A 16,361-nucleotide genomic window follows, 5' to 3' on the forward strand; every position below is an offset into this window, starting at 1 on the left:
AGCCCTCGGAATCCTCGTCCTGAACTACCCCGACCGGCTCGGACCCTACCTGAACCGATGACACCCCGCCCCACTTACACAAACAACTTGACAGGCTCCGTTCCCCGGCTGTAACAACCATTCCCTGGACAACGAGGCGGACCACCTCCTGGCCTGGGCCGACGGCGGCACCACCGGTATCTCCAACCTGGGCCAGCCCTGCCCGAAACACCACCGCCTCAAACACTCCTCGGCCTGGCAACCCGTCGGGGCCACCACAACGAGCCCGCCGGGCTGGATTTCACCCTCAAAACGCTACTATCCGAGCGAGCGCCAGGACTGGGAACCGCCCCGCTGGCCGGACCACCTCCCGATCACGGCTACAGACACAGACCCATGGCCGGAGCGAGGCGTGCCCGCGGATCCGGACCATCCTCCGGGCCCGGGCCCCACCGGGCACCCAGACCAGGACCCCATCCAGGATCCCGGCCAGGATCCCATCCAGGATCCCATCCAGGATCCCGGCCAGGATCCCGAGCCGGAACTGCCCCCGGATCCCTTCCCCGACTGGCATCACTTCACGGCCGGGCACCCATTCCCCGCCGCAAACACCGACGACCCCGGCTGGCCGGAACCCCTCGACGACCCCATCCCCGAAGAACTCGTGCTTTCATTTCTATGATCGGTAACCTCACCTCTCTGGGCCGTGTCGACGTCTGAGCAGCTCAGAGGTCCAAGCAGAACGAAATCGCTGGCCACGGCCCATTTGGGGTTTGTGAGAAGCTAGGGGAGTGAACGACATCCTCCCCATTATTCTGCCCATTCTCGCTGTGCTGGTGGTCCTCGGCGCGCTGATCCCGGTGCTCATGAAAACCCGGAAGAACGTCAAGAACTATCCCGGCACGCGCGACGCAAACGACCCCGTGCAGGCCCCGGGAGCCGGGACCCTTGTGGAGGACCGTCCGGCGCCAGCGCCGGCGCCTGAACGGAAGGCGCCGGGCGGCGTCGAGGTCGAAGGACTCGAAACGGTCGAGGTGCCGGACAACGCGGCCGGCCTGGAAACCGTACCGGTGGAAACGCCGCTGCCGGTGGCCGGGCGCCTTATCCGGCTGCGCGAGCGGCTGGTCAAATCCAACAACATCCTGGGCAAGGGGCTTCTGGCCCTGCTCTCGGCGGACAAGATCGATGAAAACGTCTGGGACGAGGTCGAGGAGACCCTCCTGCTGGCCGACCTCGGCACCGAACCGACCATGCAGCTCGTGGATGCGCTCCGCGAACGCGTCAAGGTGATCGGCACGCGGGACCCCGAGCACGTCAAGGCCCTGCTCCGCGAAGAACTCATCAAGCTCGTGGACCCCACCATGGACCGCACCCTGCACGTGGAGCGCCACGCCGACAAACCTGCCGTCATGATGGTGGTCGGCGTCAACGGCGTCGGCAAGACCACCACCGTGGGCAAGCTGGCCCGCGTGCTCGTCGCCGAGGACAAGGACGTGCTGCTGGGCGCGGCCGACACCTTCCGTGCGGCCGCCGCCGAGCAGCTGGCCACGTGGGGCCAGCGCGTGGGCGTCCCCACCGTGAAGTCGGACATCGACGGCGCTGACCCCGCCTCGGTGGCCTACGAGGCCGTCAAGGCCGGCATCGACCAGGAAGTCGACGTCGTCATGATCGACACCGCAGGGCGGCTGCAGAACAAGGTGGGCCTCATGGACGAGCTCAGCAAGGTCAAGCGGGTCATCGAAAAGCTTGCCGAGGTGGACGAGGTCCTGCTGGTCCTGGATGCCACCACCGGCCAGAACGGGCTCAACCAGGCCCGGGTGTTCTCCGAGGTGGTCAACATCACCGGAATCGTCCTGACCAAGCTGGACGGCACCGCCAAGGGCGGGATCGTCGTCGCCATCCAGAAGTCCCTGGGCGTGCCGGTCAAGCTGATCGGCCTGGGAGAAGGCGCCGATGACCTCGCGCCGTTTGACGCCGAAGCGTTCGTCGACGCGTTGCTGAACTAGCCACGCACGGCAAAAAAGTGCCCCGGTCCGCAGAGGACCGGGGCACTTTTTGCTGCTGGCTGTGCTGCGCGAAGTCAGCGGGAGGTGGCTAGTACGTGAAGTGCAGCACCGTCACGGTTCCGGCCGTCAGCTTGAACTGCTGCGTCCCTGACTTATAGGCGAAGCCGGGCACCGTGGCCCGCTCGGCGAGGGGCTTCGGCTCGGACTTGGCGCCGTCGATCACGGTCTGGTCCTCGGCTTTGTAGCTGGGGCCGCTGAGCTGGGTCATGGTCCCGGTCACCGGCTTGCCCGGCAGGTTCAGGGTGACGTCGGTCTGCGCGGCCTTCTCGGGGTCGTTTTCATTGACGATCACCACGCTGGTGCTGCCGTCCGCGTTCTGCAGCGCGTAGCTGAACGCCAGCCCGCCGCCGGAGCTGTTCAGCTTCATGAACTTGCCGGCCTCAAGCTCGGCCACCATGGAGATGCCGAAGAAGTTGGCCCGGCCGGACATCTGGCCGTTGCCGAACGGGTAGGCACCGGCGCTGCAGATCGCGGACAGGGGCGGCCCGCCCTTGCAGGTCTGCAGGGAGCTGTGGAAACCGATCCGGGTGATGCCCAGCTGGGCGGCGTTGAGGGCATAGTCCGCCGCCCACAGGGCCGAGGCGTGGGTGCGGGAGGTCTCGTTCGAGCCGGGGCAGGCGGCGATCCCGGTCTCCGGGAGCCATGTCTCCAGGCCTGCGTCCTGGCCGACCTTGAGGGCCGATTTCTGGTAATCGGCGGCGCGGTCGTGCATCAGCTGGCTCATCAGGTTGGCCATGGTGGGCGAGCCCTTGGGGTCGCTGCCGTCACAGCTGTACAGCGGGTAGTTATGGAACGTGAGGATCTTCTTCTGCGGGAGGTCAGCATCGACGAACGGCTGCCACCACTTCTGGTCATAGGCACCCGGGCCGGAGATGGGCACCTTGGGGGCCACCGCGTAGATGGCGTTGGCGTAGTCCTTCAGTTCCCGGAGGTACTGATCCAGGCTGTAGCCGGTGCCGGTCTTCACATCGTTGAAGACGAAGCCGTTGGGTTCGTTGCCCACCGTGACGCTGAGCAAACGGTCGCCGAAGATCTCCGAGGCGTTCTTGACCATGTCTGCCGCCCGGGCCGGATCGTAATGGCCCAGGTCCACCGTCAGGCTGATCGTGGCATTCCCGGCCTCAAGAAGAGTCTTTACCCGTGCCAGGTCAGCCGGGCCCACGGCCTTGACCGGGTGGGTCTTGTCTCCCTTGTAGCCGGCGGGGACGGCCTCGCCGGTGGAGGTCCAGAAGAAGCGCCGGTCCACGGCATTGCCGCCAAAGCGCAGGACAGGCTGGTCGATCTCCTTCAGGAGCTTGACCATTGACGCGTTGTCGGCGCTGAGGTCAGGGTCTGCCAAGTCCGTTGCCTCCAGGGAGATTCCCGTCAGGCCCTTGTTCAGGGATGTGCCCACGAGGTCGCTGGAGACGTCCACCTTAAGAGGCTCAACCTTTTCCAGCGGCGACCCGGCCGGCGGACCGGCCTGCTGGTAATACGTCACCGGCGGCCCCACCTCGGCAGGGCCGGACGCCGGGGCGGATTCGGACGTGGCCTGTGGTGCCGGCGGTGCTTGGGTGGGTCCGCCGAGAGCCAGGGGAACCAGCACTGCCGTGGCCGCGAGGACGGCGACGATTCCGGTGCCGGCGATAATCCGTGCGCGCTTCTTCTTCTTTCCGGCATTCACTGCGTTCGCCGGATTAGCCGCATTCGCGGGGTTGGTTGGGTCAGGGCTATCGGCTTTCCCGGGGGAAGAGTCGAATCTGGCCATGGGGGATTACCTCCGGAGGGTTGTGGCAAGTGACCCCAGCTTAGCCAAGGGCGGAGGCAGGCGCTGACCAGCGGGTTCGTGTCAGGGCACCGTCTGCGGTCATTGGCCCCGGGGGCCCGGGCCGGATACAGTTTGCGGCGTTCCCCGGCGCGCCGGGCTAGGCGCGGTTCGCGGTGTGCCGGACAAACGTTTCCCGGGCCGGGAGCCACACAGCGGCGGCGGCCAGCAGCATGCCGCCCGTGACGCCGAAAGCCCAGCCGTAGCCCAGACGGTCCGCCAGAAGCCCGGCCACGACGGGTCCGACGATCGCGCCGCTGTCAGAGGCCATCTGGAAGACGGCCAGGACGCGGCCGCCGGAGCGTTCGTTGCCGATCACGTCGGCGATGGCAGCCTGCTGGGCCGGCCCCAACAGCCCGGAGCCGATCCCCGCACAGGCGGACGCGAGCAGGAACCAGGGCAGCTGGTGAGTGAACCCGATAGCCGCCGTGGCCGTGCCGGTGACCACCAGTCCGGCGAGCAGGAGCGGCTTGCGGCCGAGGCTGTCCGCGAGCCGGCCGGAGAACGTCAGCGCCACCGCGTTGCCGCCCGCAAACACGGCCAGTGCCCAGCCAGCCGATTCCGGACCGGCGCCGAGGGCCACGACGGCGAACAGCGGCACCGTCGCCATCCGCACCCCGAAGGTGGCCCAGCCATTGGCGAAGCTCGAAAACAGGCCGGCCCGGTACGCGCTGTCCCGCAGCGCGTCTTTCAGTTCCATCGCCGGGGCCGTGGCGCCGGGCTCCCGCGAGGCGGCCGGGACGTGGCTGAGCTGGGTCTGCACCACGATGGCCGCCAGCACGAGGGCGGCCGCGTAAGCAAGGAACGGCACGCGCAGGCCGAAGTTGGCGAGCAGGCCGCCGACGATCGGTCCGCAGACGTTGCCGATCAAGAATGCCGAGGCGTAGGCCCCGGACACGCGACCGCGGCTTTTCGGCGGCGCGAGCCGGACCACGAGCGCCATGGATGCCACGGTAAACATCACCGACCCCGCCCCGCCGAGCCCGCGGAAGATCAGGAGCTGCCAGTAGTCCTGGGCGAAGGCGCAGGCCGCCGTCGACGCCGCCACAATCAGCAGACCGGCAACGTAGACGGGCCGTTCGCCGAACTTTACGATCAGCGCGCCGCCGGCCGGGGCGAAGACCAGCCGCATGAAGGCGAAGATGCTCACGATCACCGCCGCCGCCGTCGCGCCGACGTTGAAAGTGGTCGCGAACTGGGGGAGTACCGGCGCGACAAGGCCAAAGCCGATCGCGATCAGGAAGGCCGCCACCAGCATCACCTTGATGTCCCGGGGAAGCCGGGAACGCCCGTGCGCCACGGCGGGCAGCTTGGGGGCGGCTTCGCCGGCGGGGCGCGAGGTCTTGCTCATAGTGCGTTAGTCCTTGGGGAGAAGAGGGGCCGGCGGGCTGCTGGTCCTAAAGCGCGGGATTATGCGGATGAAACATAACCGTAACAAGTGTGAGATGCACCATTTACGTCCGGGAGGTTCTTGTAACAACCCGGCAATCTAAATCCTCCGCCAGCGAAACACGGCCCCGCGAAACTCGATGTAGAACGCAAATAATGCGTTGGGACCGGCGGACTACTCCGCACCTAATAGCAAGAGAGGACGTAGACCATGGAACTCACCGCAGGTCTCGTTTGGCTCCTGGTCGCCGCGGCACTCGTGCTGTTCATGACCCCGGGTCTAGCATTCTTCTACGGCGGCATGACTCGTGCCAAGTCGGCTTTGAACATGATGATGATGAGCTTCGTCGCCATTGGCACCGTCGGGATCATGTGGGTCCTGTGGGGCGCTTCCATGGCCACGGCCAACGAGGACAACTTCTTCCAGATCTTCGCCAACCCGTTCAGCCACTTCGGCCTCCACGGTTTCACCGAACCGGCTGACCTGCTTAAGGTCGGCTACGCGGCCACGTTCGCCATCATCACTGTGGCCCTGATCTCCGGTGCGGTCGCCGACCGTGCCAAGTTCTCCGCCTGGGTGGTCTTCACCCCGATCTGGGCAACGCTCGTTTACGCCCCGATGGCCTTCATGGTCTGGGGCGGCGGTCTCTTCTCTGCCAGCGGCTGGTTCGGCCAGACGTTCGCGCCGGTCATCGACTTCGCCGGCGGCACCGTGGTCCACATCAACGCCGGCGTCGCGGGCCTCATCCTGGTCCTGATCATCGGCAACCGCAAGGGCTTCGGCAAGGACCCGAACCACCGCCCGCACAATATTCCGTTCGTCATGCTCGGTGCCGCGATCCTGTGGTTCGGCTGGTTCGGCTTCAACGCCGGTGCCGCCGCGACCGTTGAGCAGGCCGGCCTGATCTGGATCAACACCCTGGCCGCCCCGGCCGCCGCCATGCTCGGCTGGCTCGCCGTGGAACGCTTCCGCGACGGCCACCCGACGTCCCTCGGTGCCGCCTCCGGTGTGGTCGCCGGCCTGGTCGCCATCACCCCGGCTTGTGCCAACGTCTCCCCGCTCGGTGCGATCGCCCTCGGCGTCGTCGCCGGTGTGGCCTCCGCGCTCGCCGTCGGCCTGAAGTTCAAGTTCGGCTACGACGACTCGCTCGACGTCGTCGGTGTCCACCTCGTCTCCGGTGTTGTCGGCACCGTGGCGATCGGCTTCCTGGCCACCCCGACCCAGGGCACCGCGGGCCTGTTCTACGGCGGCGGCACCACGCAGTTGGTCGCCCAGACCCTCGCCGCAGTGTGCTCGATCGTCTTCACCGCCGTGATGACGTTCATCATCGCCTTCCCGATCCACAAGCTCATGGGCTTCCGGGTCTCCCAGGAACAGGAAGTCGTCGGTGTGGACCTGAGCCTGCACGCCGAGACCGCTTACGAGTTCGGCGTCGGCGGCCACGGCGGCAGCTTCCAGCCGCTGCACGAACTCATCACCGGCAAGCCGGGCGAAGACGCAGTCTCAGCAGCCGCGATGGACGTCACGTCCAACGGCAAGAAGAACGCAACGGGTAAGGAAAGTGTGGGGGCATGAAACTGATCACGGCAATCGTCCGTCCGGAAAAGCTGGAGGCTATTCGCGAAGGTCTCGAAGCCTACGGTGTGCAGGGCCTGACGGTCAGTGCAGCCAGCGGCTACGGCCGGCAGCGCGGCTACACCGAGGTGTACCGCGGGGCTGAGTACAACGTGGACCTCCTGCCCAAGATCCGGGTAGAAGTCCTGGCCACCGACGAACAGGCGGACGACATCCTCGATGTCATCATCGCCAGTTCGAACACCGGCCGGGCCGGCGACGGCAAGGTCTGGACGATGGATGTGTTCGAGGCCGTCAGGGTCCGCACCGGAGAGCGCGGCGCGGCAGCTATCTAGCTGCACCCGCCCCGCCGCGGAACGCGGCACTGACACAGCGGCACTGACACAGCGGTCCTGACACAGCGGGCCGGATGCCTGAAAAGGCATCCGGCCCGCTTCGTCGTTTCTGCGGTCGCCTCCAGCGGGTTGCGCGCTACTAAGCGGCCGTGTTGCGTCCGTCTAGGCCGGCCAGTCCTCCGGGCCGGAGGTCCCGGCGGGATAGTCCTCCAACGGCACATGTCCGGCCGCCCAGGACTTCAGTACCGGGTCCAGGATGCGCCAGCAGTCCTCGGCGGTGTCCGCCCGCACTGAGAGCAGCGGATCGCCGGTGAGGACGCCCTCCAGCACTTCACCGTACGGCAGGAGCTCGGAAGCGCTCAGCTCGGCCTGCAGGGTGGCCCGGTCCAGGCTCAGGACATCGCCGGGGCCGTTCACATCGACGTCGAACTTCAGCGTGTCCGGGCCAAAACCGATCCGCAGCTGGTTGGGGGCGTCCACGCCGCTGAAACCCTTCGGCAGATGCGGCACCGGCCGGAACGTCACCACGGCTTCTTTGCGCTTGGTGCCCAGCGCTTTGCCCGAACGCAGGATGAACGGCACGCCCTGCCAGCGCCAGTTGTCGATCCCGAGCTGCACCTCGGCGAGGGTTTCGGTGTCCCTGGCCGGGTCCACCCCGGTTTCCTTGGCGTAGTCCGGGACCTTCCGGCCGTCGATGGAACCGGCCGTGTAGCGTGCCCGGCGGGTACTTTGGCGGTACGGGGCCTTGATGCTGCTGGCGCGCAGCACCGTGGCAATGGCATCGCGCAGGTCGCGTTCGTCCACGGACGCCGGCGGCTCGATCGCCATGAGCGCCATGATCTCCAGCAGATGGCTTTGGATCATGTCCCGCAGGGCGCCGGCGCCGTCGTAGTAGCGGGCCCGGCCCTCCAGGGCGAGGTCTTCGTCGAAAACGATCTCGACCTTTTCGATGTACCGACGGTTCCACACCGGCTCCAGGAACGTGTTCGCGAAGCGCAGGCCCAGGATGTTCAGGACGGTTGCCTTGCCCAGGAAATGGTCCACCCGGTGGATGTGGTCCTCCGGGACCAGCGCGACCAGCGTCTTGTTCAGGTGCCGGGCGGACTGCTCATCCGAGCCGAACGGCTTCTCCATCACCAGCCGGGTCCCGGCGGGCACGTCTTCCGGGGCCAGCGCCTCGCACGCGAGCTGGCTGACGTGCGGCGGCAGGGCGAAGTAGACCGCCACGGGGCCCTCCAGCTCCTTCAGCAGCCCGGCGAGCTGCCCGCCGGCGGTGACGTCGAGCTGGTGGTACGTGCTCTCTTGGCGGATCCGCTTCAGCTCATGCTTGCCCTCGGTATCGGCCTGAGAGTTCTCGTCCGCGAAAGATTCCTCGATCCGCTCCAGCCACTGCTCGGCCGTCCACGGGTCGGATCCGGCACCGACTAACGTGAGGCCGTCGGCGCGGCCCCGGGCCACCAGGCGGGCGAGTCCGGGGAGCAGGAGCCTGCCGGTGAGATCGCCCGAGGCGCCCAGGATGAGGAGGGTTTTTACAGTTAATTGGCTGGTCACCTAAGCCAGCATGCCATCCTGAAGGCTCATCTTGGTACCCTAGATAGTCGAGTCCCGTTGTCGAGGCGGTTCGTTCAGGCGAACACCAGTCACGACGCTGGCGTGCCGGACCGGCCGCCACCTGTAGATCCACTGAAAGAAGTGCACGGCGCGTGTTCAATTCACTCTCTGACCGGTTGACAGCAACCTTCAAGAATCTGCGTGGCAAGGGCCGCCTGACCGAGGCGGACGTTGACGCCACCGTCCGGGAGATCCGGCGTGCCCTCCTGGACGCCGACGTCGCCGTGCCCGTGGTCCGCGAGTTCACCGGCCGCGTGCGTGAGCGTGCCCTCGGCGCCGAGGTATCCGGCGCGCTGAACCCGAGCCAGCAGATCGTGAAGATCGTCAACGAGGAACTCGTGGAGATCCTCGGCGGCGAGACCCGCCGGATCCGCCTGGCCAAGACCGGGCCCACCATCATCATGCTGGCCGGTCTCCAGGGCGCCGGTAAGACCACCCTGGCCGGCAAGCTGTCCAAGTGGCTCAAGGCCCAGGGCCATAGCCCGATGCTCGTTGCCTGCGACCTTCAGCGCCCCAACGCCGTCACCCAGCTGCAGGTGGTCGGCCAGCGTGCCGGGGTGCCCGTCTTCGCCCCGCACCCGGGCGCCACATCCACCGAACTCGACCACCCCGCCGGTGACCCTGTCGCCGTCGCCCGCGCCGGCGTCGAGGAAGCCAAGCGCACCCTCCACGACGTCGTGATCGTGGACACCGCCGGCCGTCTCGGCGTCGACGCCGACATGATGGAACAGGCGCGGCAGATCCGCCGCGCCATCGTCCCCAACGAAGTCCTGTTCGTCATCGACTCCATGATCGGCCAGGACGCCGTCAACACGGCAATGGCCTTCGACGAGGGTGTCAACTTCACCGGCATCGTGCTGTCCAAGCTCGACGGCGACGCCCGCGGCGGTGCCGCGCTCTCCGTCGCGTCGGTCACCGGCAAGCCGGTCATGTTCGCGTCCACCGGCGAAGGCCTGGACGACTTCGAGCTCTTCCACCCGGACCGCATGGCCTCGCGCATCCTCGACATGGGTGACGTCCTCACCCTGATCGAGCAGGCCGAGAAATCCTGGGACAAGGACGAGGCCGCCCGGATGGCGAAGAAGTTCGCCGACCAGGAAGACTTCACCCTGGACGACTTCCTCGCCCAGATGCAGCAGATCCGCAACATGGGCTCCATGAAAAAGATGCTCATGATGATGCCGGGTGCACAGAACATCCGGCAGCAGCTGGAGCAGTTCGACGAGCGCGAGATCGACCGGGTCGAGGCCATTGTCCGCTCGATGACCCCGCACGAGCGCGTGGCACCCAAGATCATCAACGGCTCCCGCCGGGCCCGCATCGCCCGCGGCTCCGGTGTGCACGTCTCCGAGGTCAACGGCCTGCTGGAGCGCTTCGCCCAGGCCCAGAAGATGATGAAGAAGATGGCCGCCGGCGGCGGCATGCCCGGAATGCCGGGGATGCCCGGCATGGGCGGCGGGGGAGGCGCCCGCAAGGGTGCCAAGTCCGCGCCCAAGAAGAAGGCCCGCTCCGGCAACCCGGCCAAGGCCGCGCAGGAACTGCGCGACGCCGAGGCCCGGCGTGCGGCCGGCGCCAAGGCCCTGCCCACCGGAGCATCGTTCGGGCAGCAGGGCGGCGACTTCGATCCGTCCCAGCTGAACCTGCCCAAGGGCTTCGACAAGTTCCTCGGCGGCAGCAAATAGCCACCGCACGCTGATGCCGCCGGGGCTGTGTCGCCGGCGGCATCAGCACTGAAGTGCCATAGGGTTAGACCATGTTCAAGCAGCGCGTAGTCTTCGTCCACGGGGCTGGCAGCTTTGGGGCCGCCGCGTGGCCAAAGCAGCACGGGATGGCGCTGGACTACGACGCCCTGTTCCTGCGCCGGCACGGGTTTGACCCCGTTGCGGAACCGCTTGAATCCGACTTCGCCGCCGACGCCGCCATCGTGCTCGCATCACTCGCGGACGACGGCCGCGGCGAGGCCGGCGGCCACGTGGTGGCCCACTCGCAGGGCGCCATCGCCGCCATGATGGCCGCCGTCGAGCGCCCCGACCTCGTCCAGTCCCTGACCCTGGTGGAACCGGCCTGCTTGTCCTTGACTGCGGAGCTCCCGGCCACCGCCGCGCACCGGGCGCTCATGCAGCCGCTTTTCGATGTCCGGCACAACCTCAGCGACGACGACTTCCAGCGCGAATTTATCCGCCGCGTCTTCGCCGCCGACGCCCCGGGAGCCACGACGCCGGAGGCCCTCCGGGCCGCGCGCCGGCTCCGCCTGCAGGCTCCGCCGTGGGACGCGCCGCTGCAGATCGTGCCCGGCGTGCCGACGCTGGTCCTGACCGGCGGCTGGGAACCCCTCTACGAGGAAATCGCGGGCTACCTGCGCGAGACCGGCGCCCTGCACCGCACCGCCCCGGGGGGACACCGGCCCCAGGATTCCATCGAAGGGGACCGGGTCATCCGCTCGTTCATCGGCGAGGTCAGCCGGCTCCAGCATGCCCGGGCTTCCTGAGAACTCGCGTCCCCCCAGCGGGTTGTCGTTTCGCCTCCGACGGGCAGCCCAGGCTATGCACGATCCTCCAGGAAGGGAATGCGAGGCCGCCTCGCTAGGATCAGGTCGGCAAGCGTCATTCCAGTTTCCCTGTTCTGCCTTCCGGAAGGCACCAAACGGATGATTGCGACATACGGAGTGTCCCGCGATTCAATCTCAATGACCAACAGGGCACGGCGACTAAGTGGCCTCCGCAGGGTATCCATTCTCACTGAGACAACCCGCTCCCAAGGCACGATTCCGAAATAGACTGGTCGCCGTCGTTGTCTGACCAGCTGGAGGCCGCGGGCGTCTGCGACCAGGTCCAGGATGAATCCCCTCCCTTTCGTCTTTGATATCAACGGCCCTTTCTTGAGGAATCTCCCGAGTTCTTGCCCGGTCCAAAAGGTGTCGACAACAAGGGCTCCAGGATGGTCTTTCTGCAGCCGCGTCTTGAATGTTCTCGCACTGTGGAACAGCCACGCCAACCAGGGCGGTATGGCAACCGCCATGATGAGCAGGGCCACTCCAAAGACCTTGAGACCGTCCGGATAGCTGATGGCTTCGTGGAACTTGACGACAAGTTTGACGAGAAGGGCCGCAACTCCCATGACCCCCAGTGCCGTGCCCAGCGGACGCTTCATCCTCATTAGACCTCCCCCAAAAGGCCGGCCATGCTGGCCGCGATACTGGTTTGAGCAACCGCTAGCCGGGGATCCCGCCGCGGGCGCTTCTTTCGGCGAGACGCTCGAGTTGCCGTGCGTGAACGTCGCTCACCCAGTCCCAGCCCTCTCGAGCCGAGGGGCCGACCCGCGGGTCGCTCGGATCACGTGCGTCACGCAAGGCGTGCACATATGCCAAATCCTGATCGATCCGTGCGTGGACCTGGTCGGTTCCTCCGACGGACCCGTGCCCGGGGATGACGACATCGACGTCACCGGCCACGCTCGCCAGCAGATGCAGCGCGGCGAGGTAATCCTCGATCGGGTCAGCGGTGTCGCTCAGGTCGAGCATTGGAATCAGGACATCGGAAAGCATGTCCCCGGCGACAAGAACCCCTCGTTCCTCAATCAACAGCGCCGCATGGCCAGGGGCGTGCGCCTGATGCTCGAGGATCCGCACAGGAGGGCCATCCCAGGGAATCTGCACAGCCCCGACTGGCAGGCCGGTGATGAGGCCGAGCAGGTCCATCGGCACCTGAGCGGGGATGCCGAGCCGACGTGAATCGATGCCGTGGGACAGCCGCTCGCGGGCCGTATCCGCGCAGAGCGCGGTGCCCCAACGGACAGGAGCTCCAAGACCGGAGTGCCAGAGCAAGTGATCCCAATGCGGATGCGTCGAGAATCCCACCGCAACGGCCTGACCCGAATCGGACAGATCCTTCGCGAGGCAGGCCATCTCGGCGTCGTGCACACCGGCGTCGATGAGCAACACGCCAGCCCGCCCCTGCACGACCACGGCGTTGCTCTGGCAGAACTCGCTCTCGTGGACCAGCACACCATCCGCAACCTGCCTCAGCACGGGTGAAATAGTAGCTTGCCCGGCGCCGGCCCACAATGATTCGCGGGAACGGGCCGCCTGGAGGTCACTGAGTCGTTGCCCGATGGCGTCACATCCGGGGCCGTCCAGGCGCGTGAACGTCGTCGGGTCAGGCATCCGAGGCATGAGCAGATGACGTCATGCCCACCGAGCCGATTGATTTCGTGGGCGCCCAGTCCAAAGTTGTCCGTGTTCTGCCGCCAAGTGGTGACAGCACCAGCACCCGCCCGTATCCGGCTGCCAGATCGGCATTCTCGTTGCGTCGGTAGCCGCCGTCGATGTATCGGTTGTCGCCGATGGTGTACGCGAAGCCACTGGCGCAGCTGGCGGCGACGGCGTCCGCCAGGTCGACTCCGCTGTCGCGGTCGAATACGACCGGTCCACCGGTATGGGCATCGACCGCCGTGATGAGCACCGGTCGTTGCGGCCAGAGCTGACCGGGGAGCCGCGCGGCAACGGTAGCGCGCCACCGCGTTTGCCCGGAGCCATCCGACGCCGCATCCATGTCGAGCGCCGCCGCGCCCATTCTGCGGCGCATATCGGCCGCATCCTCAGCGGCCCCGATCATTCGGCTCGTTCTCTCCAGATGGTCGGCCGGCCCAACTGGAACGCGTCCGCCGTCGGATCCGACCGGACCAGTCCGTTGTTGGGGCGCAGAAGCAAGGATTTGGGCAAGCAGTTGGGTCGGCGCCGCGCCAGTTATTTGGGCCGCGGCCGTTGATCCGGCCGACGTCCCGATGATCAGATCAGCCTCGCTCACATTCAGACCGGCTTCAGACAGGCCGGCGATGATACCGATCAACCACGCATTGCCTGCCGATCCGCCACCGCCGAGGACCAATGCTCGCTCACCCGCGGCACGCACCCGCCGTATGGCGTCGACCTGCGGCAGATCCTGGTCCGACCTCGGCCGGTCGGAGGCCGTCGCCGAGGTGAGGTGCAGACTCGAAGAAGGTGTTGTGTTCATGGGAGCCGCCTTTCGCGAATTGCCTGCAGCGACGCCGTCACCAACCGCCGCGTGTTGGCGTATGTCCCTTTCGGGCATCGTCGGGCATTGCCATTTCGGCCCGCAGGCCGAGGAGCCGGATCGGACGGCCTGCTTCGATTCCGGCTGCGAGGTCCAAGGCCCGCGCGAGGATTTCGTTCCTGTCGAATGTCTCGGGAATCTTCCTCGCGTGGGTCGTGGTGAGGAACGGCGCGTACCGAACCTTGAGGGTCAGCCCAATCACGGGCCGTCCTTCGGCCGCAACATCCTCAAGGACACGCGCCGTCAGCTCCCTCACGGCGTCGTCCACCTGGGCGGGCTCGGTCAGGTCGCGCTGGAAGGTGGTCTCCCGGCTATGCCCGCGGGCAACCCACGGGGTGTCGTCCACAACGCTGGTGCCGTCCCCGCGTCCGAGCTCCGCGTACCAAGGACCCATCCTGGGGCCGAACTCCGGGACCAGGACCTGGGGGTCGGACGCGGCGAGCTCGGCCACTGTGTTGATGCCGAGTTTGGCCAGGCGGCCCGACACTTTGGTTCCGACGCCCCACAGGTCCTTAGTGGGCCGACTGCCCATGACATCGAGCCAGTTCCCGGCAGTGAGGCGGAAGACGCCGGCCGGCTTGCCGAACCCGGTAGCGACCTTTGCCCGGACCAGCGTGTCGCCGATGCCCACGCTGCAATGCAGCCGCGTTTGCTCCAGGACAGCGGCCTGCACCTGCCGGGCGTAGGCCTCCGGATTCTCTGTCTCCGTGCCTATAAAGGCTTCATCCCAACCCAGCACCTGCACGGTGGCGCCGGGCTGCGCGCGCAGGGTAGCCATCACCGTTTCAGACGCCGCGAGGTAAGCCTCCTGATCGACGGGCAGGATCACAGCGTCGGGCACTTTCCGGGCCGCAATGCGTAAGGGCATTCCGGAACCCACGCCGAACGCCCTGGCTTCGTAGGATGCGGTCGACACCACAGCTCGTTCCGTGGGGTCGCCCCGACCGCCGACAATGATCGGCTTGCCCGCAAGCTCCGGCCGCCGAAGCACTTCGACCGCCGCGATGAACTGGTCGAGGTCGACGTGCAGCACCCACCGGATTCCGCTCACGCCACCAGTCTGCCCTAAACATCCCTGGCAAGCATCGGCCCTCCTCCGGGCTTGGCTGCGTGGCCTGCAGCGTCCTGACCTGTGCCTCGGAACGCGGGTGAGGCAAGACGACTCAAAGCCCGGTTGAGCAACACCAAGCCGTGAAGGGGTACGCCCTCATCCCCACCCTGACCTGCGCATTCATTGTCGCCAACGGTGTCGGGGCACTACACTCGGCGACGGGGGAGCGGGGATGGGGGTAGCGATGGTCGTTCCAAATTTAGGGGATCACTTCCGGGAGGACGATTTGCCGACCCGCATTCGTGCGCTGCGGATGCCGGGCTGGGCTGGCGCGGCCCTCGGTGCGGGCCTGCTGGCGCTCGCGGTCGCGGCGGTCGCCGGCTCGATCCTGGTCAACGAGCGCGACAGCACGATCATCGCGGCCTGGGCGGAGGCGCTCATCATGGCGGGGGCATTCATTTCCGCGGTCTTCGGCGCCGTCCTGCTGCGGTACGCCGGCGAGTGGGTCACGCTCACGCCGGACGCGGCGATCGTGACGAAGGCGTTCCTCGCCCGGGCCAGGGTCGATCGCACGCAGCTTGAAGACTTCCACCCCTATCCCCACCGGTACGCCGGCCGCGGGGGCGTCCAGTACCGGATGGTCCCGACCTTCACCTTTAGGGACCCGTATGGCCGGCTCCGGGACTTGCCGCTGCCGTTTCTGGCCTACTGGAACAACGTTGGGGGCGCGGAAGCCCCCTTGCCGCCGCGCGCCGCGCACATCGAGGAATGGGCTCGCGCGGCCGGCAGCCCGTACTCGAGAACTGTGTACACAGGCGCTGTGCCGAACACGCTCTCGATGCACCGACAGTCGGTGAGGACGGGTCTGCTGCGCCGGGCACGCGTGGCGGCAATCCTCATCCCGATGGTCTCGATTGGGCTCGGCCTGGCCCTCGGCTTCGGTCTCGGACCGGTCGCCAAAGCCTTCGGCGGGCATGACCGCAGCTTCGACGCCCAAACGAACCGCACCGGCATCCGCGACCTCGACGACGCCCTCACGCCCGCCGTCACCGCCTACCAGTGGCGTGCGGAGCAGTTCAAGCCCGGCACAAGAGACTTCAGCTTCTTCCCGACCCTTCGGTCACTGCCGTCCGCGCCGTACAAGGTCCGATACTTCATCCGCGACCCCGCGCAGCGCGGCACAGACCTCAGTCCCCCGGAGCAGAAGTATGGCCGAATCATCTCGGAAGGGACGATTTCCGTAACGAACCCCACGATCGAGTTCGCGCTCGACCACGACGCAAGCATCTTCACCTTCGAGGTCTACGTCACCGACGAACACGGCCACACGACGCTCAACTCCGAGCTCTACCGGAACATCGCCGCCAATCCGGCACGGGAGCCGACGCCGAATCCGGCACGGACGCCGGCACCGACGGCGACGTCCTGAGAGCGACGCGTCGCGCGGTCGGAACGCCTTCTGTCGCATCCCGCTAGTG

At 67.0% G+C, this 16,361-nt stretch carries 14 protein-coding genes; 7 read left to right on the forward strand and 7 right to left on the reverse strand.

What is annotated here, in order from left to right:
• The first annotated feature begins 391 nt into the window (after nucleotides 1–391).
• Both ABD243_RS19690 and ftsY read left to right on the forward strand, forming a co-directional pair.
• Nucleotides 392–661 (forward strand): hypothetical protein, encoded by a 270-nt coding sequence (locus tag ABD243_RS19690; RefSeq protein WP_344368103.1) that lies wholly within the window; start codon nucleotides 392–394, stop codon nucleotides 659–661.
• A gap of 109 nt (nucleotides 662–770) precedes the next feature.
• On the forward strand, nucleotides 771–1,985 hold the full coding sequence (gene ftsY / locus ABD243_RS19695; protein ID WP_116766596.1) for a signal recognition particle-docking protein FtsY: 1,215 nt from the start codon (nucleotides 771–773) through the stop codon (nucleotides 1,983–1,985).
• An 88-nt stretch (nucleotides 1,986–2,073) separates the two neighbouring features.
• Here the strand turns inward: ftsY and ABD243_RS19700 are convergent, their stop codons facing one another.
• Nucleotides 2,074–3,708 (reverse strand): hypothetical protein, encoded by a 1,635-nt coding sequence (locus ABD243_RS19700; RefSeq protein WP_344368105.1) that lies wholly within the window; start codon nucleotides 3,706–3,708, stop codon nucleotides 2,074–2,076.
• 241 nt (nucleotides 3,709–3,949) lie between these two features.
• On the reverse strand, nucleotides 3,950–5,107 hold the full coding sequence (locus ABD243_RS19705) for an MFS transporter (RefSeq protein WP_425547261.1): 1,158 nt from the start codon (nucleotides 5,105–5,107) through the stop codon (nucleotides 3,950–3,952).
• Nucleotides 5,108–5,449: 342 nt separating this feature from the next.
• On the opposite strand from ABD243_RS19705, the gene ABD243_RS19710 reads away from it, so the two are divergent.
• Nucleotides 5,450–6,814 carry an ammonium transporter gene (locus ABD243_RS19710; protein ID WP_344368107.1) on the forward strand — a complete coding sequence of 455 codons (1,365 nt, stop codon included), beginning with the start codon at nucleotides 5,450–5,452 and terminating at the stop codon, nucleotides 6,812–6,814.
• The gene (locus ABD243_RS19715) at nucleotides 6,811–7,149 is read left to right on the forward strand and encodes a P-II family nitrogen regulator (protein ID WP_018773460.1); all 339 of its coding nucleotides are present in this window, start codon (nucleotides 6,811–6,813) and stop codon (nucleotides 7,147–7,149) included. The genes ABD243_RS19710 and ABD243_RS19715 overlap by 4 nt, the downstream gene beginning before the upstream one ends.
• Before the next feature lie 162 nt (nucleotides 7,150–7,311).
• On the opposite strand, the gene ABD243_RS19720 is transcribed toward ABD243_RS19715, so the two are convergent.
• Nucleotides 7,312–8,700 (reverse strand): glucose-6-phosphate dehydrogenase, encoded by a 1,389-nt coding sequence (locus tag ABD243_RS19720; protein WP_344368108.1) that lies wholly within the window; start codon nucleotides 8,698–8,700, stop codon nucleotides 7,312–7,314.
• A 152-nt stretch (nucleotides 8,701–8,852) separates the two neighbouring features.
• Between ABD243_RS19720 and ffh the strand changes: the two genes are divergently transcribed.
• The gene (ffh, locus tag ABD243_RS19725) at nucleotides 8,853–10,442 is read left to right on the forward strand and encodes a signal recognition particle protein (protein WP_091256272.1); all 1,590 of its coding nucleotides are present in this window, start codon (nucleotides 8,853–8,855) and stop codon (nucleotides 10,440–10,442) included.
• A 71-nt stretch (nucleotides 10,443–10,513) separates the two neighbouring features.
• Entirely contained in the window at nucleotides 10,514–11,248 is a 735-nt protein-coding gene (locus tag ABD243_RS19730) for an alpha/beta fold hydrolase (RefSeq protein ID WP_344368110.1), read from the forward strand.
• A 53-nt stretch (nucleotides 11,249–11,301) separates the two neighbouring features.
• Here ABD243_RS19730 and ABD243_RS19735 read toward each other — a convergent pair whose 3' ends face one another.
• The 4 genes from ABD243_RS19735 to ABD243_RS19750 form a co-directional block, all read right to left on the reverse strand.
• Nucleotides 11,302–11,916, reverse strand: a complete 615-nt coding sequence (locus ABD243_RS19735) for a hypothetical protein (RefSeq protein ID WP_344368111.1) — start codon at nucleotides 11,914–11,916, stop codon at nucleotides 11,302–11,304.
• Between the two features lie 55 nt (nucleotides 11,917–11,971).
• Nucleotides 11,972–12,787 (reverse strand): MBL fold metallo-hydrolase, encoded by an 816-nt coding sequence (locus ABD243_RS19740; protein WP_344368112.1) that lies wholly within the window; start codon nucleotides 12,785–12,787, stop codon nucleotides 11,972–11,974.
• Between the two features lie 127 nt (nucleotides 12,788–12,914).
• Nucleotides 12,915–13,772 (reverse strand): patatin-like phospholipase family protein, encoded by an 858-nt coding sequence (locus ABD243_RS19745; protein WP_344368113.1) that lies wholly within the window; start codon nucleotides 13,770–13,772, stop codon nucleotides 12,915–12,917.
• 37 nt (nucleotides 13,773–13,809) lie between these two features.
• Nucleotides 13,810–14,883, reverse strand: coding sequence for a DNA polymerase IV (locus ABD243_RS19750; RefSeq protein ID WP_486303405.1), 1,074 nt, complete (start codon nucleotides 14,881–14,883; stop codon nucleotides 13,810–13,812).
• A 286-nt stretch (nucleotides 14,884–15,169) separates the two neighbouring features.
• Here ABD243_RS19750 and ABD243_RS19755 point away from each other — a divergent pair, with 286 nt between their 5' ends.
• Complete coding sequence (locus ABD243_RS19755) at nucleotides 15,170–16,312, forward strand: hypothetical protein (protein WP_344368114.1); 1,143 nt, start codon at nucleotides 15,170–15,172, stop codon at nucleotides 16,310–16,312.
• Nucleotides 16,313–16,361: the final 49 nt, after the last annotated feature.

The sequence above is a fragment of the Arthrobacter humicola genome (genome assembly GCF_039531445.1).
Taxonomy (GTDB): Bacteria; Actinomycetota; Actinomycetes; order Actinomycetales; family Micrococcaceae; genus Arthrobacter; species Arthrobacter humicola.